The sequence below is a fragment of the Hyphococcus sp. D3-15 genome, from assembly GCF_055809375.1.
In genome coordinates, this window is sequence record NZ_CM147910.1 from 767,548 (window position 1) to 788,545 (window position 20,998).

Here is a 20,998-nt window from a genome sequence, read left to right on the forward strand (position 1 = left end):
TTAAAACCGGAAATAGATGAAAGGATTATAGGCGCCGCCGGCGAGCATCGCCGCACAGGCGATGAACAACAGCGCCAGAGCGCCTTGCGTGAGGGCGAAGGTGAGCCCTTCCGGCGTGCGCATGGACATCTGCGGCAGGCGCTTGCGAAGATTTGTGAAAACCTCTTGCGACAACGGCCACAGCGCGATGATGACGCCGGGGATCAGCACATTGGCGAACCCTTCCGGCGCAATGTCGCGCACCGCAATTGCATAATCGCCGGCGCTCTGGCCGAACAGCGCCGCATAATAGTCAAAGGCGCCGGCAAAGCTTTCCGCCCGGAACGGCGCCCAGCCCAGCGCGACCGCGAGCAACAGATAAATATGGCGAAGGGGCCGCGCGGCCTTTTCCAGCATGCGCGTCAGAAAGGCCCGCTCCATGATCAAGAATGCGCCATGCCATGCGCCCCAGAACACAAAGGTCCAGGCGGCGCCGTGCCAGAGCCCGCAAAGCAAAAACACAATCCACAAATTGCGATAGGTTTTCGCCGCGCTCAATCGATTGCCGCCAAGGGGAATGTAAAGATAGTCGCGGAACCAGCGCGACAGGGTCATGTGCCAGCGCCGCCAGAACTCGGTCACCGATTGCGCCGCATAGGGGAAGTTGAAATTGCGCGGCAGCTCAAAGCCGAACATCCGGCCCATGCCGATGGCCATATTCGAATAGCCGGCGAAGTCGAAATAGATTTGCAGGCTATAGGCGGCGAGGCCGAGCCATGCGGCGGCCATGGTCAGGGCGCCTTCGCCCGGCGCATTGAACGCGGCGTCCGCCACGCTGGCGACGGAATTGGCGATCAGGACTTTTTGCGCCAGCCCGAGAATGAACAATTTCGCGCCGCTGGCGAATTTGTCAGCGCTGTGGGTGCGCGATTGCAACTGCGCCTCGATTTCCTTGTAGCGCACGATCGGGCCCGCAATGAGCTGCGGGAACATCGAGATGTAAAGCGCCGTGTCGACGAAGCGTTTCGGCGCCTCTGCGTCCTTGCGGCGGACATCGATCAGCAGGCTGATCGCCTGAAAGGTGTAGAACGAAATCCCGAGCGGCAGATGCGGCTGGAATTCGCCCGCCTCGCCGCCGATGTGGCCGCCAATGGAGCCGCCAAACGCGCCCGCGATAGTCGTGACGGCGAGGCCTGCATATTTAAACCAGGCGAGGCCCGCGAGATTGAGCGCAATGGCGAAGAACAACAGGCGATTGGATTTCGCCGTTGCGATGGCGCGCGCCAGAAAATGATTGGCGCAAAGCGAGACCAGCAAAAACGCAATATGAACCGGCTCGCCCCAGGCGTAAAAGATCAGGCTCGCCGCGAGAAGGGTCACATTCTTCGCCGGGATCGCCGCATAAAGAACCAGAAAGAGCGGCAGAAAATAAAACAGAAACGGAATCGAGCTGAAGGTCATTTCCGCCCCGGCTTAAGGCCCGTCAGACCGGCATGGCCCGGCGCAAGCGTCCGTCAACTCGAATGGGTTCGATGGATTTGGCAAGCCCCGTGCCCGGATCGGTCTCGATCATCACGCCGCAAATAGTCGCCTCGCCATTTGCCGGGGAGAAGCGCCCGCCATTCATCTTGGTGACGAAGCGGCGCAGGGGCTCGGATTTCTCCATGCCGATAATGCTGTCATAATCGCCGCACATGCCGAGATCGGTGATGTAGCCGGTGCCGCGCGGCAGGATCTGGTCATCCGCAGTCGGAATATGGGTGTGGGTGCCGACCACAAGGCTGGCGCGCCCGTCAAGGAAATGCCCCATGGCGCATTTTTCCGATGTCGCCTCGGCGTGAAAATCAACGATCACCGCGTCGACATCCTTGCCGAGCACGGCCCCGGCCAGCTCGCGGTCTACCGCTGCAAAGGGATCGTCGCAGGGATGCATGCCGATCTGACCTTGCGCATGCACCACCAGAATGCTGGCGCCGTTTCTCGCCTCGAACATGCCGCTGCCGCGACCGGGATTGTTGGGCGCGAAATTGAGCGGGCGCAAGATCCGGTCCTCGCGATCATAAAGGTCGATTTCCTCGCGCTGGTCAAAGGCGTGATTGCCGGTGGTCAGGACATCGGCGCCGGTTTCCAGAAACGCCTCGGCGATATCCCCGGTGACGCCGAAGCCGCCGGCGGAATTCTCCACATTGACGATGATGAAATCGAGCGCGAGTTTTTTCTTCAGGCCCGGCAACCGGTCGAGCAGCGCATTGCGGCCGCTCCTGCCCATGACATCGCCGAAAACCGCTATCCGCAAAACTCGCCTCTATTTCCTGTGGCCGCACTCGCCATGGCCGGAAATTGCTCCGGCGGGCTCAGCAGCGGATCGCGCCGCGCTCGGTGACGATCCAGTCCAGCGGCTGGTCTAGGGGGAGAGGGGCAGCGCGTCAACTTCCTGCGCGCCAAAGGCGTAGCCGACCGCGACCGGCGCGCCGGTCTTGCGCAGCCCTTCAAGGGTCCGGTCATAGTAACCGCCGCCATAGCCGAGCCGGCCGCCGTCGCGGTTAAAGGCGAGCAGCGGGATGACCATAATCTCCGGGGTGACTTCGGGCGCGGTGTCCGCCGGGATCAGTTCGCCATAGGAGCCGGGAACGAGATCGTCTCCGGGCGCATAGGCGCGGAACAAAAGCGGAGATTTCTTTTTCGCAACAACGGGCAGGGCGACCCGCGCCCCGGCCTCGATCAGCGCCGCCGCAAGGGGCTCGGTGTCGAGTTCATCGCGCATGGGAAAATACAGGGAGACGACGGCGCCTTTCGCGGGGGCGATGGCGCGCATGAAATTGGCGGCCGCATGCACGCCCGCGTCCGGGCGCGCCTTCGCGGCGGCGCGCCGTTCGCCTTTCATGCGCTCGCGCAGGAGTTTTTCGGATCGAAAGCGGATGCGATTGGCGGCAGCATGGGGGTCTCATGCGTCGTCTGAAAATAATGCGCCGCCCTGGCCGTTGGACATGTTGTTCGCCCTGGACCCTAAGGTACAGGTGGGCGCCGCATGAGAAGGGCCACGGCCCAAACCAGAGACAGCTCCCGATAGAAGAGATAAGGCCCCGGGGAATATCGTCCTGACGGGCCGGGCAGCCTCGTTAAAATAGGCGCCCGAAGGGTCTTCGTAAAGGGACTAGCTTGCGGCCTTTTCACGACGCTTGGCGTCGGCTTGCTTGGTGTCCTCGGTCGCCATGGAGCGCCAGCTCGGATAGAGCAGGCATCCAAGAAAAGAGAACGACGCGGCGATCAGAAGCCCGAGCGCGAAAATGCCGCCGCCAGCCTCGCCCAGCCAGTTCGCCACAAGGCAAGTGCAGGCGATAATCAGATATGGATAGACCGGCGGATCCTGGATCATGTAGCGCTTGACGAACAGGCCCATGGAAACCAGCAGCAACGCCAGCGAATAAACGTCAAAAATAGTGAACATGTCACTCCCCTAACACCTTCAAGCGGACCGCAATCTAGGAGAGTGAGGTTAAGCCGCCTTTAACCGAAAAAAAGGCATGGTTAACAAATCATGGCGGCGCGCCGGCGAATGCCGCAGATTAGCCCGTATACCGATAAATTCCGATTTGCGTGTCGCCATAGACGCGCCGGTCGTCCTCGACGAAACCTTCGGCGAGCGCGGGCGCTTCGTATTTCGCCTGCTCGACAATGGCGACGGCGCCGGGTTTGAGCCAGCCGCCTATATGCAGCGAGGCGAGCGCCGGCGCGCACAAATCCTTGCGATAGGGCGGGTCGAGAAAGGCGAGATTGAACACCGGGCCGACGCCGGCGGGTTTGACGCCGAGATCCGTCGCCGAGCGGCGGTGGATGCGCGTCACGCCGAATAGCGACAAGGCTTCGGCGTTGTCGCGAATGGCGCCGCGCGCGCCCGCATCGGTTTCCACAAACAAGCACCAGGCGCCGCCGCGCGACATCGCTTCGAAGCCGAGCGCACCGGAGCCGGCGAAGAGATCGATAATGCGCGCGCCGTCAAACTCGACATCCTCGCGCGACGCCAGGATGTTGAACAAGGATTCGCGGGTGCGGTCCGTCGTCGGCCGCGAGGTCAAACCCTTGGGCGCGAGGATGCGTCTGCCGCTGAATGTTCCGCCGATGATGCGCATGCCGGTTTTGGTGTTGCTCTGATCCTTTGCGGCGTTCGTCTTATCAGCATGCGGCGAGCGAGGCGACGGACATTTGCGCGCATCGCGTTTAGCGGTTACCGGTAAGGCATGCATGGTTGCGAGGGGCGGCGGGTGAAAACATCATTTCTTCTGGGGGCGGGTCTGTTCGCGCTGAGTTCTGCGGCGCTGGCGCAGGCGCCGGTGGAATACGCCGTCTCCTTCGACAATGCGGTTCACCATGAGGCCGAGATTACCGCGACGTTTCGCGATCTTGGTGATGCGCCGCTCCGATTGCGGATGTCGCGCTCTTCGCCCGGCCGCTATGCGCTGCATGAATTCGCCAAAAATGTGTATGCGGTGAGCGCGACGGACAGCGCCGGCGCGCCGCTGACCGTTGAGCGCGCCGACCCTTATTCATGGCGCGTTGCGGGCCATGATGGCGCGGTCGTCGTCACCTATACGCTCTATGCCGACCATGCGGACGGCACCTATAGCCAGATCAACGGCGCCCATGCGCATTTGAACATGCCTGCGACCTTCATCTGGGCTGAGGGGCTGGAGGACCGGGCGATTACGGTTTCGTTCGCCGCGCCGGACAAAAGCTGGAAGGCGGCGACGCAATTGCCGCGCGCCCGCGGCAAGATGAATTTCACCGCGCCGGATCTGCAATATTTCCTCGACTCGCCGACGGAGCTGAGCGCCTTCGATTTACGCGAATGGAAGCTTGAAGACGGTCAGACCGTGCGCCTGGCGATACATCACGCCGGCAATGCTGACGACATGGATAAGTTCGCGAGCCAGGCGAAAAAAGTCGTCGCCGAACAGATTGCGATCATGGGCGGCGCGCCGGAATTCGACTATGGCGAATACACGTTCATCGCCGACTATCTTCCCTATGTCGCCGGCGACGGCATGGAGCACCGCAACTCCACCATTCTGACCAATGCAAAAGGCCTTTATGAGGCGGAGTTTGCGCAGATCGGCACGCTCTCGCACGAGTTTTTTCATAGCTGGAATGTGGAGCGCTTGCGGCCCGCCGAGCTTGAGCCGTTTGATTTTCTTCAGGCGAACCCGACGCCCAGCCTGTGGTTCGCGGAAGGCTTCACCAATTATGTTGGCGACATCGCGCTGATCCGGTCCGGCGTCTGGGCGCTTGATGACTATCTGGAAAACCTCGCCGGGGCGCTGAATTATGTTGTTCCCGCGCCGGGCCGGGCTTTCGGTTCGCCGCAATCGATGAGCCTCCAGGCGCCTTTCGTCGATGCGGCGAAGGCGGTTGACCCAAACAACCGGGGGAATGTTTTTGTCTCCTATTACCCTTATGGCGAAGTGATCGGGCTGGCGCTCGACCTCACCTTGCGCGAAAAATTCGGCGGCGTGACGCTTGACGATTACATGCGCCATCTCTGGCGCAAGCATGGCGAGAGCGAAAAGCCATACACGCACCAGTCTTTGAAAGATGCGCTTGCTTCGGTTACGGGCGATGCGGCTTTTGCTGACGCGTTCTTCGCCGCCTATATCGAAGACGGCGCTTTGCCGGATCTGGCGCCGCTTTTCGCGCAGGCGGGATTAAAGCTGGAAGCTGCTGATCCTGACAAGGCGAGCCTCGGCAAGGTGAGTTTTGAAGAAAACGGCGATGCGCTGATCCTTTTCTCGGGAACCGTGATTGGCAGTCCGCTCTATGCGGCGGGGCTTGAGCGCGGCGACGAGGTTTTGCGCGTCGGCCGGTTCAAGATCGACAGCGAAAAAGATTGGGAGAAAGCGCTGAAACGTCATGCGCCCGGCGATCGCGTGAAAATCGACTATGAACAGCGCGGCGCGGTGAAGACCTCCGAGATTGTATTCGCCGCAGACGAAACGCTGAAGCTCACGCCCTATGAAGAGGCGGACATGACCTTAAGCGAGGCGCAAAAAGCATTTCGCAAAAGCTGGCTGAAGGTTGAGCAGCAAGCCGCCGGCGAATAATCTGCGCTAGCGCAGCAATGCCGCTTTCGTCAGTTCCTCTTCGACCTTCGCGCCCTCGGCGGCGCGCGGCTTGGAAAGCTTGGCGAAGAGCAGGAAGGATACCGGCGTCAGGAACAAGGTGAAGAAGGTGGCGAAGCCAAGTCCGCCGAAAATCACCCAGCCCAGCGCCGCGCGCGCTTCCGATCCGGCGCCGCTGCCCAAAATCAGCGGCACGCTCGCCAGCAAGGTCGACATTGCGGTCATCAAGACCGGACGCAAGCGCGTCATGGCGGCGGATTCGATGGCGTCCCGCACGCTCATGCCGCGGTCGCGGAGTTGATTGGCGAATTCGACGATCAAAATACCGTTCTTCGCCATGACCCCGATCAACAGCACAAGCCCGATCTGGCTGAAATAGTTGATCGACCCGCCGGTAAAGAAGATCGCATAGATCGCGGCGGCGAGGCCGAAGGGCACGGTCACCATGATGATGATGGAGCTGACGAAGCTTTCAAATTGCGCGGCCAGAACGAGGAACACAATGATCGCGGCGAAGCCGAAGACCAGAAAGGTCGATCTGTTGGTTTCTTCAAGGATGCGCGCTTCGCCGAGAAGCGTGATGGATTGCGCGCCTTCAAGCGATCCCGGCGCAATCAGGCGCAATTGCCGGACAGCTTCGCCAATGCGCACGCCATCGGCGAGCGGCGCGGTGACGGGCACGGCGCGGCGGCGTTGCTCCCGGCGCAGATCGGCGGCGACGGCGATTTCGCTGATGCTGGCGACCGACGACAGCGGCACGAAGCCGCCGGCCGATGAGCGGACATAAAGATTGGCGAGATCGGTTGGATCATTCACCGGCTCGCCGCCCGAAGAGACCAGCACTTCGATGATGTCATCGCCGACAAATAATTCCGCAGCGCGGATTTCATCCGCCATCGCCTGAATGGTGGTGGTGATCGCGCTGATGGAAATCCCGAGCGAGGCGGCGGACTCGCGGTCGATCTCGACGCTGACTTGCGGCTGGGTGGTTTGAAAGTTGAGCCTCGCATCGGCGAAAGCCGGGCTTTGCTGCAATTGTTCGGCGATCTTTTCGGCGGTGTCCGCCGCCGCCGCGTAATCGTCGCCGACAACCGCGAATTGGAGGCCCTGGCCGCCGCCGCGAATGCCGAGAGAATTGCTGCCGCCTATATTGACGGTGATGCCGGCAAGGTCGCTGGTCAGGCGGCGGATTTCCGCTTCGATCTCCTGTTGCGACTTTGTCCGGTCGCTCCAGTCGGGCAGGCTGATCAGCGCAAAAGACCAGTCAGTGCTGGTGCTGGTGGTGATGACTTCCAGATCGCCGCTATCGACGAGCGGTTGCAGTCTTGTCTCCACTTCCAGAATTTTGCGGTCGAGATATTCAAAGCTCGCGCCGTCCTGCGCCGCGAGACGCAAAAACACCCGGCCGCGATCTTCATTGGGCGTCAGTTCTTTCGGCGTCAGGTTCAAGGCGGTGAAAGACCCCGCCGCGAATATCAGCGCCACCACAATAGCGACCGCCGGGCGGTTCAGGCAAAAGCGCACCGCCGGTCCGTAAATCGCCGCGAGCGGGCCAGCCGGTTTGTCGCGCATGCGTTGTATGTCGTCTGCATCCGCCGCCATCTCCTCGCGAAATTCGCGGCCGAGCCTGACGGTCAGCACCGGGCATAAGGTCAGCGCCACAAAAGAAGATGCGATCACGGCGAAGGCGAGGACGAAGCCGAATTCGGAAAACAGCTTGCCCGCCTGTCCGGGCAGGAACGAGATTGGAATGAACACCGCGACCAGCGTTGCGGTGGTGGCGAGCACGGCGAAGACGATCTCTCTGGTGCCGAGCACGGCGGCGGCGCGCTTGCCCGCGCCCATGCCGCGCCAGCGTTGAATATTCTCCGTCACCACGATGGAATCGTCGACCACAAGGCCGGCCGCCATGACCAGCGCCAGCAGGGTGATGATGTTGACGGAAAATCCCGCGAGCCACATCGCTGCGATGGTGCCCATCAGCGACACCGGAATCGTAACGGCGGGGATGAGCGTCGCGCGAATGGAGCGCAAGAATAAAAAGATGACGAAGACCACGGCGCCAGTGGCGAGAACAAGACTGCGAACGACTTCGCGGATCGCCTCGGCGATGAAAATCGAGTCGTCGATCATGACTTCGACGCGCACATTCGGCGGCAGGCTGTTGTTGAGTTCGGCGACGGCGGCCCTGACCCCTTCGGCGACCGCGACTGTGTTCGACTGGGCCTGGCGGATAATGCCGATGGCGATGCCGGGCGCGCGATTGACGCGCGCATTGCGGTTCAAATCCGCCAGCCCCCATTCGACAATCGCCACATCGGAAAGCCGGGTCTCGTCGTCTAGCCGCAAGGCGGCGATCTGTTCCGGCGTCTTCGCCGGGGATTCAGCGCGGATCAGCAATTGCTGCGAGGCTGTGCGAAGGCGTCCGCTGGGCGCGCTTTGGGCGGCGGTGGAGACGAGGCGGGTTACGTCTTCGACGGTGAAGCCGCGCGCGGCGAGGGAAACCGGAATGATCCGGACACGGATGACGCGGTTGCGCACGCCAAAGGATTCCGCCTGAGCGACGCCTTCGACTGCTTGCAGGCGAGGCAGGATCACATCGTCAACGAGATCGGCGAGGGCGCCGGATTCCACATCCGTTGCGGAAATCGACAGGCGCATGATCGGCGAGGAATCCGGGTCGGCCTTGACCACTCTTGGTTCTTCGATGTCTTCAGGCAGTTCGTTGCGAATGCCGGAGATCGCGTTTTTCACATCCGTCGCGGCGATATTGATGTCGACCTTGGATGAAAACTCCGCCGTCACCCGGCTTTCGGCGAATTCCGAGGAGGAGGAGATCATGCGGACGCCGTCGATTTGCGCGACCGCGCTTTCGATCACCGAGGTCACTTCCGCGTCCATGGTTTCCGGCGCCGCGCCGCGATAGTCCGTGCGAATGGACACCACCGGCTGATCCACATCCGGCAATTCGCGAACATCGACGCCCATCATCGCCGCGAGGCCGGCGATCACGATCAACAGGCTGATCACCGCCGCGAGAATGGGGCGCTGAATAAAGACCCCGATAAAACCGCCGGTCGCCGTCGAGTCGGTGTCTTTGGTCACGGGGCTATTCGCTTCCGCCGGCGGCTCCGGGGCCGGAGGCGGTCCCGTCGGCGGCGCTTGATTGCTCTAGATGTTGGCCCGTAAGGCCCGGTAAGGGCGCGCCTTCGCGCACCCGGTCCGCGCCTTCCCAGACGATGAGGTCGCCGGGTTCGACCGCGCCGGCGACCAGCACGACATCATCCGTGCGCTGAAGGATGGTCACGCGGGCTGGTTCCGCCGCGCCTTGTGCGCTGCGTTTCCAGACGAATGGGCCAGAGCGATCCCATTGTACGGCGAGGCCGGGAATAGAGATGGCGGGTTCGCCGCGGCTGGTTGTGGAAATGGAAAAGATCGCGCCCGGCAATAAAGCGGCGTCCTCATTGGCGAAGGAGGCTTCGATTTTCAGGGTGCGCGTATCGGCGTCGACGCGGCTGTCAATGCCGGTGATGGCGCCTTCAAAGATGCGTCGCCGCCCGAGGCGAGTCTCGCGGTCACCGTCTGGCCGATCTCCACATTGCGGACAGCTTCTTGCGGGATGGCGAATTCAATAACGATGGAAGAGGTGTCGTCCAGCGTCGTGACCATGTCGCCGGCGCGCAGATAATCGCCCGCCTCGATCTCGGTGAGGCCGATGACGCCGTCAAAAGGCGCGCGAATGGCGCGTTGTTGAATGGCGAATTCCGCCGCGCGCATATCCGCTTCGATGACTTTGAAATTGTTGAAGGCGGCTTCCGCTTCAAGCGCTGATGCGGCTTCGGTCTCTTCAAGATCGGCGTAGCGTTCGGCATTGGCCTTGGCGATCGGATATTGTGAGCGGGCGCGATCAAGCGCGATGCGCTGTTCGCGGTCGTCGAGGCGCAACAGCAGATCGCCTTCGGAAACTTTCTTGCCCGGCGCGATATTCACCTCGACGACAAGGCCTGTCGCTTCGGAGGTGAGGGCCACGCTTTTCAGGGCGCGTCCTTCGCCGATGACGTCGAGGGTCCTGCCGACGGAAGCCTTCTCGGCGGTGACCATGGTGACCGCCGGGGCGAAGCCGCCGCGCCCGCCGCCCGGTCCGCCGGAACCGGCCATGGAGGCGTCCGGCGCAGGGGCGCGCGTATTCAAGACAAGCGCGGTCGCCGCCGCGCCGATAACGAGGCCAATCAATGCGCCTGCAGCCAGCGAGCCAGGCAATTTCATCGTCGAATATCTCCAGAATGACCGCCCGGACGGCCTTGAAGTCGATAGCCCTAATAGAAAGTAACGTACGAACCCTTACAATCCGTCGCAGATGGGCCGGATAAATTGAGATTTCGGCCCCAGAGGCGTTTCGGCGGCGGTTCGGGCGCCGCAAGCCGGCGCCTGCTGTGCTGTCGATATCTCACAAAGCCCCCGTCTCCCAGCCATTTCCCCGATATTACTAATGTTTCTACCCGGCTGACGGGGGATGCGCCAATCCCGCGCGGCAAAAATTGCGCGCTCACGTCGATGTGAACCGGCGCCGCCCCTGCGCCACGCCCGCAAGCGGATGGCGAGCGCAAAAAACGGGTGTGTGGAGATCGGCGGCGGCGCTAGGTTGAATCGTGATGACCGGGAGAGCTTATGACCATCGCCGAAAAAGTCCGAAATTTTCGCGACCTGCACCAGCCGGGATCGCCCTTCGTCATCCCGAACCCCTGGGACGCGGGCTCGGCCCGCATGCTCGAAGGGCTGGGTTTCGCCGCGCTGGCCACCACCAGCTCCGGCTTTGCGATGACGCTGGGGCGCAAGGATTACGGCGTCACCCGCGAGCAGGCATTGACCCATGGCGATGTGATTGCGCGCGCGGTGGAAATTCCCGTCAACGCCGATCTTGAAAACGGCTTTGGTCTGACACCGGAAGATGCGGCGCAGACCATTCGCCTCGCCTGTGAAACCGATCTTGCGGGCGGGTCGATTGAGGATTCCACCGGCGACAAGCAAAGCCCGGTGATCGAGGATGACGGGCTGGCGCTTGCGCGCATCGAAGCCGCAGCGGCGGCGCGCGATGCAAGCGGGCGGGATTTCGTTTTGACCGCGCGGGCCGAGGCGTTTCTCTATGGCGTCGGCGATCTGGGCCGGGTGATCGCGCGCCTCAATGCCTTCGCGGATGCGGGCGCGGATGTGCTCTATGCGCCGGGGCTTCCCGACATGGCGGCGGTGCGCACGCTTTGCGGCAATGTCGCAAAGCCGGTGAATGTGTTGATCCTTGGCGGACTGGCGGAACACACGGTCAGCGATTTCGCCGAAGCCGGCGCCGCCCGGCTGTCGATTGGCGGCGGCCTCGCCTGGCAGGCTTATGCGACGCTCGCAGCCGCAGAAGAAATGTTGACGCAAGGCCATTTCAACATGCTCGGCGCCAATCGCGGCGGTGCAAAAAAGATCGCGCCGTTTTTGAAAGGGTGACCTTTTTGCAACCAGCGCAAGGCGCGTTTCGCACAGTCCTGTGAGACACCCTTTCGCCCCGAGTGCGGAACCGCTAGACACGCCTCGCGCCCCCCGAGCGCATGGTATTGCTTACATGACCACGAATGCGACATTGACGCCGGCCCCGGCAAAAGGGCCCTGGCGGCGCGAATTCTTCGCGCTGATGGCCATTGGCGTGCCCATGGGCCTGACGCAGCTTGTGCAATTTTCCATCAACACGGTCGACGTGGTGATGATCGGCCAGCTCGGGCCGGAGCCGCTCGCCGCCGCCGCGCTCGGCATTGTCATGTTCTATGTTCTGTTCGTCGCCGGCATGGGCCCGGCCATGGCGGTGTCGCCCATGGTCTCGCAAGCGCTCGGCGCCGATGCGGATGATGTGCGCGATGTGCGCCGTTCAGTGCGCATGGGGTTGTGGCTGGTCGGGATCGGCGCGCCGATCCTGTCGCTGGCCTATTTTTTCACTGAAGAATTTGCGTTGATGACCGGACAGCCGCCGCAGATCGCGGCGCTCGCCGAGCCTTACATTCTGGCGCTGGTGCCGGGCCTGCCTTTTGCGCTCGGCGTCATCATTTTGCGGAATTTTCTCGCCGCGATTGAACGCGCCCGCGCGCCGCTGGTGGTGATCATCCTGACGACCATCATCAATGCGCTGCTGAACTATGTGTTGATCTACGGACATTGGGGATTTCCGCGGCTGGAACTGGTCGGCGCGGGGATCGCCTCGTCGCTCTCGCACGCTATCGGGTTTTTCGCGCTGGTCGCCTACATCATGTGGGAAAAGCGCGCGAAACGGTTCGAGCTGTTTCACAATTTCTTCCGTTCCGACTGGCCGCGCTTTCGTGAAGTGGCGCGCCTCGGCTGGCCGATCTCGATCACCATCGGTTTCGAAGCGATGCTGTTCAACGCTGCTGTGTTTTTGATGGGGCGCATCGGCGTCAACGAAATGGCGGCCTATCAGGTCGCGCTCAATGTCGCCGCCGTCGCCTTCATGACGCCGCTGGGTCTGTCCATGGCGGGCAGCGTGCGGGTGGGGTTGATGGCCGGCGCGAAAGATCAGCCGGGCGTCCGCCGCGCCGCGGCGATGTCGGTGCTGACCAGCGTCGGCGCGATCATGCTGGTCGCGATCCCGGTGATGATCTGGCCGACGGAGATTGCCGGCTTCTATCTGGATGCGGACGACGCCAATAATGCGGTCGTGCTGGCGCTGGTGAAGTCTTTCCTGCCGATTGCTGCAGCCTTTGCGCTGTTCGATGCAATCCAGGTCTCCGCCGGACAGGCGCTGCGCGGGCTGAAAGATGTTCGTGTGCCGATGATTTTGACCGGCATCAGCTATTGGGTGATCGGTTTTCCCGTCGCCGCCTGGCTCGGGCTTGGCACGTCCATGGGCGCAATCGGCGTCTGGTGGGGATTGCTGGTCAGCCTCTTCGCGGCGGCGGTGCTGCTTGGCGGGCGGTTGTGGATGGTCACGCGCGACTAGAACGGCTTTTGCCATTCTGGAATTCCTTGTCGCGAGATCGAACCGGAAAACCGCTTCACACTTTTCCTGATCTCGCGACTAGAGCCTGACCACATATTCCTTGCGCGTCGTTTCGATCACTTCCCATGTTCCTTTAAAGCCCGGGCGGATGACGAAGCTGTCGCCCGGGCCGACGCGCATTTCTGCGCCGCCCTCTTCGCTGATCACCGACACGCCCGAAAGAATGTGGCAATATTCCCATTCATCATAGGCGATGCGCCATTTGCCCGGCGTCGATTCCCAGATCCCGGCGTAAAGTCCGCCCGGCTGTTCTTCGATGTTCCATGTCTTGAATTGCGGCGCCCCTTCGATGATGCGGTCCGGGGCCGGCGCGCCAGGCTCTGCTTCGGCGCCATCAGTCGTGACAGGAAAAATCATGCAATCACCTTGCTCGCAGGAAGGGTTGTAAAAAGCCGTCAGGCGGCAATCTCTTTGCGCCGCTGATCGGCGGCGAGTTTGGAATCCTTCAGCCCCATGCCGGTATGCTCGCGGATCACTTTGATCGCCTGGATCACTTGCTTGTCCATCAAAAGCCGGTCCACATCCGACCGCACGTCAGGGGAAAGCGCGGCGAAGGCGTCGGCCGCTGCTTGTTTTTCATTCATCCGGCGCATCTCGCGCGCCTCGACGCTTTCGCGCGGGCCGGCGGTCGAGCGGCCGATCATGAAGGCGACATAAGCAACCCCCGCCAGCAATAACCATTGCCCCATCGGATCGAGATTGAACATGCCGTCCTGCCTCCTGTTGCGCCGAAAGCTGAGCCTAGCGTGATTTTCTGCCCGGCGGAATGATCAGGCGGCGGCCGGTTTTTCGGCCTGAAACCCGCGCCCCGCCTCGCATAACGATTTCTTAAACAACGATTTTCATAACAAAAGCTGATTTCAACGCCAGGGAGGAGGGAGACTGGCCGATCGATTGAAGAAGGCTATGTCACAAACGCGCGCCCTTGACCTTGAACCGGTATTTAACAGCGCCCCGCCGGCGACGAAATCAGCACAACGTGCAGAAGAATTAATCGCAGAGCTCAGTCTCCGTCTCGCGGCTGTTCCTGACACCGCATTGCTGACTGAATTCGCCCGCGCCGCCAGCGATGCGCTGGGTGCGGATTTTTTCGTCATCAGCCGTCTCAACCCGTTTTCGAATATTATGCGGTCCATGCGCTTTCTGGCGGATGGCGAGATGGTGCAGAATATTTCCTACAGTCTCGACGGAACGCCTTGCGCGCGCGCGATGGAAGACGGCGTGTGCATCTATCCCGAAAATGTCGCCGCGCAATTTCCGCGCGATCAGTTTCTCGTCGAGAAAGAGATTTCGGGTTATGCGGGCGCCGCCATGCTGGACGAATGCGGCAGGCCGCTTGGGGTCATGCTGGCCTTGACCCGGCAACCGATCCGCGACGCCGATGCGGCGGGCGCGGTGCTTTCGCATTTTCGCCGCCGCGTCGCCTGCGCGATCGACAGCGCCGATATGATCGAGCGCAATGAATGGGTGGTGGCGGAAGCGACCGATGGCACCTGGGATTGGGATGTGGTGACCGGCGGGACGATGATCTCGGACTCGCTGCTTGACCTGCTTGGTCACAAAAAGCGCGGCCTGTTTGGTCTCGCCACCATCGAAGAAGCCATTCACCCCGATGATCGCGATCAGCATGCAGCCGCCTTGCGCGCCCATTTGAATAGCGGCGCGCCGTTTAATGTGCGCATCCGGCTGAAAACCCGTGATGGCGGCTGGCGCTGGTTCGTTTCACGCGGCAAGGCGATCCGCAATGAAAAGGGCCGCGCGGCGCGCATGATCGGTTGCTTCATCGACGTCAATGACATCATTGCGCCGGAAGGCCGCGACCGCGCCGCCGCCGAGGCTTAAGCCGCGATCAACGCGAACAGATTGCGCACGGCGATGATCATCAAAATGATCGTGCCGGCCGTGAACATGTAAAACCGCAACATGACTTTCTTCATGACGATTTGCATGAAGGAATGAATGATGCGTGCGGCCACATAGCCCCAGGCGAGCCAGATATTCAGCGGATCGCCAACCCCAACCAGATGCGAATAGATCGCCAGCGCGTAAAAGATCGTCGGCTGTTCATGCAGGTGATTGTAATTGTCGGCGACGACCCTCGCTTCGGTGGGCAGCGAGCTGAGCGAGCCGGGATGAATGGCGTCTTGCGGATTAAACCTCGCCTTTTGCATGGCGGGGATGCGCGTTGCATACATCCATGTCCAGATGATGAGCGTCCAGACGACAAGGGCGAGCACGGGGGTGAGCATGGTCATGGGGGTCCCTCTCTTTTGACGGAGAACCTAGCCAAATTCGTCAGGGAAGAGAAATTCGGCGCGCATCACATTTTCGGCGCCCAGATGCGAAGGTCAGGGCGTTTAGGTCAGGGCGCGCTCGCCGCCGGCTTCGACAACAACATGACCCCGGTGACCGTAAGGGCCAGCGCCAGCGCATGGGTGGGTCCGAAATCTTCGCCAAGGACAAGCGCGGCGGCCAGCGCCGTCGCGGCGGGACCGATGCCGCCCGTGGCGCTCATCAATCCCGGTCCGATGCGGGCGATGGCTTCGGCGATCATCAGGCTCGGCAAAACCGTGCAGGGAATAGCGAGGAAGAGGCCGGTCGCCAGGATCGCCGGCGACAGCGGCGGGGTCTCAAAGGCTGAAATCGCGATGCTGTGAATGATGATGGGGACCGTCGCCGCGCTCATGGCGATGCTGGTGAAAAGCGGCGCGCCGAGTTTCGCGATGGCGGTCTTGCTCGCGGTGACGTAAAACGCAAACAGGACGGCGGTCGCGAAAACGATCCCGGCGCCCAGCAAGGCGTCATGACCGACCGCGCTGACTTCCCTGAACGCCAGCAGCGCCACCCCGCCATAAGACAGGATCAGCGCCAGCGCATGACGCCAGGTGACTTTGTCGCCATAAGCGATCCACGCAAACAGCGCGACGATGGTGGGATAGAGAAACAGGATCAGCCGTTCGAGCTGGGCGGAGATGTATTTCAGCCCGGTGAAATCAAGCCAGGTGCAGACATAATAGCTCAATATGCCGAGGGCGCAGGCGCTCGACACCACCTTGAAAGAAGGGCGGATTTCCCGCCGCGCCGACGCGCGCCAGCCAATGGCGATAAAAAACGGCAGGGCGATCCCCATGCGCAGGGCCATCATCTGCTCGACCCCGGCGCCGAGCGAGAAGGCGATCTTCATCGCGATCCCTTTCAGCGAGAACAATGTCGCGCCAGCGGCGGCGAGCATAAGCCCGGATGTGTGGCGGAAGGATGCGGACATGAACTCTACGTCTCCGGCGGCGTTGTTTTGCGGTGACTGCGGAGCGTAAAAAACCGGCTGGCGGATCGCCCGCAGCCGGTTTATCACGAAATCCCGGCCGCTGCTTAGAGAAGGAGCGGCTTGAGAAGTCGGGTGTTGGCGGGCGATCTCATGCGCCCCTCTTATGGCCTTTTCAGCGGGCTGGCAACGCGTCCCGCCTAGGAGGCCGCGTTTGAATGTTTCTTGAATTCGATCCGCGAAATCGCGCGGCAGTGAACTTCATCCGGCCCGTCGGCGAGACGCAGTGTGCGGATGCCCGCATAGACTTGCGCGAGGCCGAAATCGGTGGTGACCCCGGCGCCGCCATGAGCCTGGATCGCGTCATCGATAACGCGCAGCGCCATGCGCGGGGCTGCGACCTTGATCATCGCGATCTCGCCTTGCGCCACTTTGTTGCCGACCGTGTCCATCATCCAGGCGGCTTTCAGCGTTAGAAGCCGCGACATTTCGATGTCGATGCGCGCTTCGGCGACCCGCTGCTCCCAGATTGAATGTTTGTAGATCGGCTTGCCGAAAGCTTCGCGGGTGAGCAGGCGCTTCACCATTTTTTCAAGCGCGACTTCCGCCGCGCCGATGGTGCGCATGCAGTGATGGATGCGGCCCGGCCCGAGGCGCCCCTGCGCGATTTCAAAACCGCGCCCTTCGCCGAGGATGAGGTTTTCCTTCGGCACGCGCACGTCTTTCAGTTCGACTTCCATATGCCCGTGCGGCGCGTCGTCATAACCGAAGACCGGCAAATGGCGCAGGATTTTGACTCCCGGCGCATCGGACGGCACGAGGATCTGCGATTGCTGCACATGGCGGTCGGCGTTCTTGTCGGTCTTGCCCATGACAATGAAGATCTTGCAGCGCGGATCGCCGGCGCCGGAAGACCACCATTTGCGGCCATTGATGACATAGTGATCGCCGTCGCGCTTGATTTCGGTTTCGATATTGGTGGCGTCGGAAGATGCTACACGCGGCTCAGTCATTAAAAAGGCGGAGCGGATTTTGCCGTCGAGCAGGGGCTTCAGCCATTGCTCTTGCTGCGCCGGGGAGCCGTATTGCATCAACACTTCCATATTGCCGGTGTCCGGCGCGGCGCAGTTGAAGACTTCCGGCGCGATGTGAACCCGGCCCATCAGTTCGGCCAGCGGCGCATAATCTGCGTTAGACAGGCCCGGCCCCCATTTCGGATCGGTATGGAAGAGGTTCCACAGACCTTCCGATTTCGCCTTGTCTTTCAGCTCGTCAATGATCGGCGGAACTTTCCAGCGCCCTTCGCCGGGTCCAAACTCCGCATGCTGACGTTCATAGATTTCATTGCCTTCATAGACATATTTGTCCATGAAATTCGAAATGCGTTTGCGGTAATCATTGCAGCGGTCGGAATAGGCGAAATCCATGGAGGGCTCCTTTGTCGGAGCGCTTTGCCGAAACACGGGATGCGGGCTTCAGGCGGAAAGCGCGATCAGATGAAAATTCTCGCGCATGATAGCGTCCGGCGCCGGAAGGGAAAGCTGCAAACGCAGCTAGCGCAAGAACCGGTCCAGGGCGAAACGCCCGCCGCCCGCCGCCGCAAAGTGAAGATTGACTGCGATCAGGATAAGCGCCGGAAACTGCGCCCTGAAATCATCGGCGAGATGGACCATCAAGAAGCCGACAATGAAATTGAACGCCATGATCAAGCCGGCCCAGCGGGTGAACAGCCCCGCGACCAGCAAGGCGCCGCAACCAAACTGCATCCAGACCGACAGCGGCGCCAGCTTGTCCGGCGCCGGAAACTTGAAATGCGTGAGAAACTGTATGAACTCGGCCATGCGCGCCGGATCGGAGATGTTGTCCCACGTTCCCCAGATCAGGAAAGCGCCCGTGAGGGCGCGGGTGATCAACAAGGCGGCGTCCTGAAATCGGGAAAGCGGTTCAAGCAAAAGAAGTCGTGTCATGACGGGCTCCCTTTTCGGGCGAGCTTACCGTCTTGCGCGGAAAAAGTCTTTGAGGAGTGTGCTCGCTTCATCGCCAAAGGGGCCCTGTTCAACGACGGGCCGCCAGTGACAGGTGGGTTGCTCGAAATATTTCGGCCCGTGCCACACGGCGCCGCCTTTCGGGTCCGAGGCGGCGATGACGAGGCGCTTGATGCGAGCGATTGAAATCGCTCCGGCGCACATGGCGCAGGGTTCCAGCGTCACATAAAGCGTCGCGCCGGTGAGGCGGTAATTGCGCAGGTTTTGCGCGGCGGCGCGCAATACGCGAATTTCCGCATGGCCGGTGGGGTCATGGGTGGCGATGGGCGCATTGCCGGCGGCGGCGATGATCTCGCCGGTTTCGCCGACCAGCACCGCGCCAATCGGCGCCTCGCCCGCGATAGCGGCCTTGCGCGCCTCCTCAAGAGCGAGGCTCATGAATTGTAGGTCTTCGCTTGTACGCAAGTTTACGATGCTTTTTCCGCTGTGCTTCGTAATAGCTTCGAAGCACAGCGTTCATGCGCGTCAAATGACCTTTGCCCTGAGCGCGAAACCAGTCGAACACGTCACTGTCGAGACGCAAATGCACCGATGTTTTGTCCGGAGTTTCAAAAGGTGTGGCATTCTCCCAGAATTCTGCGGGGATATCGTGTTCGGCAGAACCAGAGCGCGGATTATAAACCTCACCCTGTTCCTTCATCTCCCTCAATTGCTTGAGCGAGGCGCTCTTTGTATTTTTGGTAGTCGGCATTACTGATTTTCCATGCTGTTATCAGGCGTATGGCGTCATCGCGCCAAGTATAAACAAGCTGATAAGCGGTCTCTTCAACGATCCCGACTGCAATAAAGCGATCTTCGCCGTAGTCTTTGCGATTATCACGCCAAACCAAGACCCGTTCTGGATATTCAAATATGAGTGCCGCATCTAGTAAATCAATACCGCGATCATGAAGCACCTCCTGGCGCTTTGCTTCGTCCCATATGATCATGAGAGACAACTAACCTTTCTCCGGGCGAGAACTTCGCTCGCAATGTTGGAAATGCTGGCCAGTTGCCAGCTGTTATAAATTGTTTCATCGGTTTTTTCCTGTTGATTGCTTAATTTCTTAATTGCTTGTCTGTTTACTTGCTTGGTTACTTGTCTCTATACTTGTTTGGCTGCTTGTCTATCTGATCTTTATCTACTTCTCACTTTCAGGTAAATGATCGTATACACGATTGTGTACACACACTCAAGCTAAAATTTGCTAGTCCGAAATCAAGGTTTCACTCAACAGGATAATGAAATGTTGGTCGTCTTCATTGAGGTTGTTTAGTCAGCTTCCGGCGCTGGCCCGTTTTAGTCCGTTCTTAACCCTGAACGCGCAAATTTCATCGCTTGAAAGCGGGATCGCAGGATGAATGAGGCGGCGTTTACAAGACTGGCCTGCCGGGCGAGCATCGCCTATGCGGCGGCGTTTTGCGCGGCCATTCTCGGCGCGCTGCTGCTGACCGACGGCATTGTGGTCAGCGAAACCGGCGTGCTCGGCGGTGATTTTCTGGCCTTTTACACCGCTGGCGATTTCGTCATCTCCGGCCACGCGCTGGACGCTTACAATTTCGAGCTGTTCGATGCGAAGCTGAAAGAGCTGGCGCCGCTGCCCCATCTCGGCATGATGTGGCAGTACCCGCCGACCATGTTCCTTGTCACCGCGCCTTTCGCCTATCTTCCCTACAAGCTTGCTTATGTGTTGTGGTGCGCCAGCGGCTGGATGGTCATGCTGATGGTCCTGAAGTCGGTCGAGATCAGCGGGCGCGCTTTCTGGCTGCTCGGCTTTTCGGTGCTTTGCCTCAATGTGCTCGACAATGGACAGGTCAGCCTGGCGACCGCCGGGCTTTTGTTTTTATCCGTATACGATCCAAAGCGCCGCTGGCTGATCGCGGGCGTCGCCGCCGGATTGCTCACCATCAAGCCGCAGCTTGGAATATTGCTGCCGGCCGCATTTCTCGTCATCGGCGCCTGGCGCACAATCGCCGTTGCTGTGGCGACAGCGATCATTTTCCATGCGCCGTCTTTTTTGATGTTCGGCATAGAAGGATGGCGGGATTTCTTCGACGCCGTGGCGCGGCTTAATGCTGATGTGGTCGGGCCGGGCCTGCACACCCCGCCGCAAGGCATGACGGCGCTTTTCGGCCAGCTTCGCAGTCTTGGCGCCCCCGCCGCTTTTGCGGTCAGCGCGCAATATGTGTTCTCCGCCATGATCATGATCGTGGTTGCGATTGTCTGGCGCCGCCCCGGCGATGTGCTGGGCAAGGCGGCGCTTGTCAGCGCCGGCGCCATTCTCGCCTCGCCCTATGCTTACGCCTATGAAATGGCGGCGCTGATATTGCCGGCGGCGTTTATCGCCCGTCAGGCGGCGAGCCATCGCTCGCCGGAAGCACTGTATCTGATGGGCGCGGCCGGCTGGATGATCGCGTCGCCGCTATTGCCGGGTTTTCTTGGCGCTGCGGCGCCGTTTTTGATCAGCGTCAGCGCCTTCGCCCTGGTGCTTTCGATCATGGTCCGCGCGGACCGGCCCGCCGCGGCGGCGCTTCACGCCGCGCCGGGTTAACCGGATTGGCCGCAAGGGGC

General features: G+C 61.0%; 22 protein-coding genes and 1 other RNA gene. 5 read left to right on the plus strand and 18 right to left on the minus strand.

The genetic code is table 11. The annotated features are described in order from the left end of the window. The 6 genes from AC0L8G_RS03980 to rsmD all read right to left on the minus strand — a co-directional run bounded on the left by AC0L8G_RS03980 (position 1) and on the right by rsmD (position 4,109). Positions 1 to 1,440 carry an MBOAT family O-acyltransferase gene (locus AC0L8G_RS03980; protein ID WP_473386999.1) on the minus strand — a complete coding sequence of 480 codons (1,440 nt, stop codon included), beginning with the start codon at positions 1,438 to 1,440 and terminating at the stop codon, positions 1 to 3. 22 nt (positions 1,441 to 1,462) lie between these two features. Continuing rightward, positions 1,463 to 2,275: a TIGR00282 family metallophosphoesterase gene (locus AC0L8G_RS03985; protein ID WP_473387000.1), complete on the minus strand. Its 813-nt coding sequence runs from the start codon at positions 2,273 to 2,275 to the stop codon at positions 1,463 to 1,465. Positions 2,276 to 2,383: 108 nt separating this feature from the next. Continuing rightward, the gene (locus tag AC0L8G_RS03990) at positions 2,384 to 2,863 is read right to left on the minus strand and encodes a 5-formyltetrahydrofolate cyclo-ligase (RefSeq protein WP_473387002.1); all 480 of its coding nucleotides are present in this window, start codon (positions 2,861 to 2,863) and stop codon (positions 2,384 to 2,386) included. A gap of 78 nt (positions 2,864 to 2,941) precedes the next feature. Beyond that, positions 2,942 to 3,099, minus strand: a non-coding RNA gene (ssrS, locus tag AC0L8G_RS03995) — 6S RNA. Positions 3,100 to 3,133: 34 nt separating this feature from the next. Beyond that, positions 3,134 to 3,427 (minus strand): XrtV sorting system accessory protein, encoded by a 294-nt coding sequence (locus tag AC0L8G_RS04000; protein ID WP_473387003.1) that lies wholly within the window; start codon positions 3,425 to 3,427, stop codon positions 3,134 to 3,136. 118 nt (positions 3,428 to 3,545) lie between these two features. Next, entirely contained in the window at positions 3,546 to 4,109 is a 564-nt protein-coding gene (gene rsmD / locus AC0L8G_RS04005; protein WP_473387005.1) for a 16S rRNA (guanine(966)-N(2))-methyltransferase RsmD, read from the minus strand. A 132-nt stretch (positions 4,110 to 4,241) separates the two neighbouring features. Between rsmD and AC0L8G_RS04010 the strand changes: the two genes are divergently transcribed. Beyond that, positions 4,242 to 6,074 carry a M61 family metallopeptidase gene (locus tag AC0L8G_RS04010; RefSeq protein ID WP_473387007.1) on the plus strand — a complete coding sequence of 611 codons (1,833 nt, stop codon included), beginning with the start codon at positions 4,242 to 4,244 and terminating at the stop codon, positions 6,072 to 6,074. Between the two features lie 6 nt (positions 6,075 to 6,080). Here AC0L8G_RS04010 and AC0L8G_RS04015 read toward each other — a convergent pair whose 3' ends face one another. Genes AC0L8G_RS04015 through AC0L8G_RS04025 form a run of 3 tightly spaced genes read right to left on the minus strand, consistent with a single transcriptional unit; the run spans position 6,081 to position 10,358 of the window. After that, a complete protein-coding gene (locus AC0L8G_RS04015) occupies positions 6,081 to 9,197 on the minus strand; it encodes an efflux RND transporter permease subunit (protein ID WP_473387009.1) in 3,117 nt (1,038 codons plus the stop codon). A 4-nt stretch (positions 9,198 to 9,201) separates the two neighbouring features. After that, positions 9,202 to 9,639 (minus strand): efflux RND transporter periplasmic adaptor subunit, encoded by a 438-nt coding sequence (locus AC0L8G_RS04020; RefSeq protein ID WP_473388793.1) that lies wholly within the window; start codon positions 9,637 to 9,639, stop codon positions 9,202 to 9,204. Continuing rightward, positions 9,579 to 10,358, minus strand: coding sequence for an efflux RND transporter periplasmic adaptor subunit (locus AC0L8G_RS04025; RefSeq protein ID WP_473387011.1), 780 nt, complete (start codon positions 10,356 to 10,358; stop codon positions 9,579 to 9,581). Before AC0L8G_RS04025 ends, AC0L8G_RS04020 begins: the two co-directional genes overlap by 61 nt. 402 nt (positions 10,359 to 10,760) lie before the next feature. Here AC0L8G_RS04025 and AC0L8G_RS04030 point away from each other — a divergent pair, with 402 nt between their 5' ends. Further along, the gene (locus AC0L8G_RS04030; RefSeq protein ID WP_473387013.1) at positions 10,761 to 11,582 is read left to right on the plus strand and encodes an isocitrate lyase/PEP mutase family protein; all 822 of its coding nucleotides are present in this window, start codon (positions 10,761 to 10,763) and stop codon (positions 11,580 to 11,582) included. A gap of 115 nt (positions 11,583 to 11,697) precedes the next feature. Beyond that, a complete protein-coding gene (locus AC0L8G_RS04035; protein WP_473387015.1) occupies positions 11,698 to 13,080 on the plus strand; it encodes an MATE family efflux transporter in 1,383 nt (460 codons plus the stop codon). 78 nt (positions 13,081 to 13,158) lie between these two features. On the opposite strand, the gene AC0L8G_RS04040 is transcribed toward AC0L8G_RS04035, so the two are convergent. Continuing rightward, positions 13,159 to 13,497 carry a cupin domain-containing protein gene (locus AC0L8G_RS04040; protein WP_473387016.1) on the minus strand — a complete coding sequence of 113 codons (339 nt, stop codon included), beginning with the start codon at positions 13,495 to 13,497 and terminating at the stop codon, positions 13,159 to 13,161. 38 nt (positions 13,498 to 13,535) lie between these two features. Continuing rightward, the gene (locus tag AC0L8G_RS04045) at positions 13,536 to 13,847 is read right to left on the minus strand and encodes a hypothetical protein (RefSeq protein WP_473387018.1); all 312 of its coding nucleotides are present in this window, start codon (positions 13,845 to 13,847) and stop codon (positions 13,536 to 13,538) included. Between the two features lie 199 nt (positions 13,848 to 14,046). Here AC0L8G_RS04045 and AC0L8G_RS04050 point away from each other — a divergent pair, with 199 nt between their 5' ends. Beyond that, on the plus strand, positions 14,047 to 14,982 hold the full coding sequence (locus tag AC0L8G_RS04050; protein ID WP_473387020.1) for a PAS domain-containing protein: 936 nt from the start codon (positions 14,047 to 14,049) through the stop codon (positions 14,980 to 14,982). On the opposite strand, the gene AC0L8G_RS04055 is transcribed toward AC0L8G_RS04050, so the two are convergent. The 7 genes from AC0L8G_RS04055 to AC0L8G_RS04085 form a co-directional block, all read right to left on the minus strand. After that, on the minus strand, positions 14,979 to 15,395 hold the full coding sequence (locus tag AC0L8G_RS04055; protein WP_473387021.1) for an MAPEG family protein: 417 nt from the start codon (positions 15,393 to 15,395) through the stop codon (positions 14,979 to 14,981). The genes AC0L8G_RS04050 and AC0L8G_RS04055 overlap by 4 nt on opposite strands. A gap of 107 nt (positions 15,396 to 15,502) precedes the next feature. Next, the gene (locus AC0L8G_RS04060; RefSeq protein WP_473387023.1) at positions 15,503 to 16,492 is read right to left on the minus strand and encodes a DMT family transporter; all 990 of its coding nucleotides are present in this window, start codon (positions 16,490 to 16,492) and stop codon (positions 15,503 to 15,505) included. Between the two features lie 110 nt (positions 16,493 to 16,602). Next, positions 16,603 to 17,829 (minus strand): acyl-CoA dehydrogenase family protein, encoded by a 1,227-nt coding sequence (locus AC0L8G_RS04065; RefSeq protein ID WP_473387024.1) that lies wholly within the window; start codon positions 17,827 to 17,829, stop codon positions 16,603 to 16,605. 126 nt (positions 17,830 to 17,955) lie between these two features. Next, positions 17,956 to 18,369, minus strand: coding sequence for a DoxX family protein (locus AC0L8G_RS04070; protein WP_473387025.1), 414 nt, complete (start codon positions 18,367 to 18,369; stop codon positions 17,956 to 17,958). A gap of 24 nt (positions 18,370 to 18,393) precedes the next feature. Next, positions 18,394 to 18,825 carry a nucleoside deaminase gene (locus AC0L8G_RS04075; protein ID WP_473387027.1) on the minus strand — a complete coding sequence of 144 codons (432 nt, stop codon included), beginning with the start codon at positions 18,823 to 18,825 and terminating at the stop codon, positions 18,394 to 18,396. Then, entirely contained in the window at positions 18,809 to 19,138 is a 330-nt protein-coding gene (locus AC0L8G_RS04080) for a BrnA antitoxin family protein (RefSeq protein ID WP_473387028.1), read from the minus strand. The genes AC0L8G_RS04075 and AC0L8G_RS04080 overlap by 17 nt, the downstream gene beginning before the upstream one ends. Beyond that, positions 19,071 to 19,376 (minus strand): BrnT family toxin, encoded by a 306-nt coding sequence (locus AC0L8G_RS04085; protein ID WP_473388794.1) that lies wholly within the window; start codon positions 19,374 to 19,376, stop codon positions 19,071 to 19,073. The genes AC0L8G_RS04080 and AC0L8G_RS04085 overlap by 68 nt, the downstream gene beginning before the upstream one ends. Before the next feature lie 408 nt (positions 19,377 to 19,784). Here AC0L8G_RS04085 and AC0L8G_RS04090 point away from each other — a divergent pair, with 408 nt between their 5' ends. Continuing rightward, entirely contained in the window at positions 19,785 to 20,978 is a 1,194-nt protein-coding gene (locus tag AC0L8G_RS04090; RefSeq protein ID WP_473387030.1) for a glycosyltransferase family 87 protein, read from the plus strand. The last annotated feature ends 20 nt before the right edge of the window (positions 20,979 to 20,998 follow it).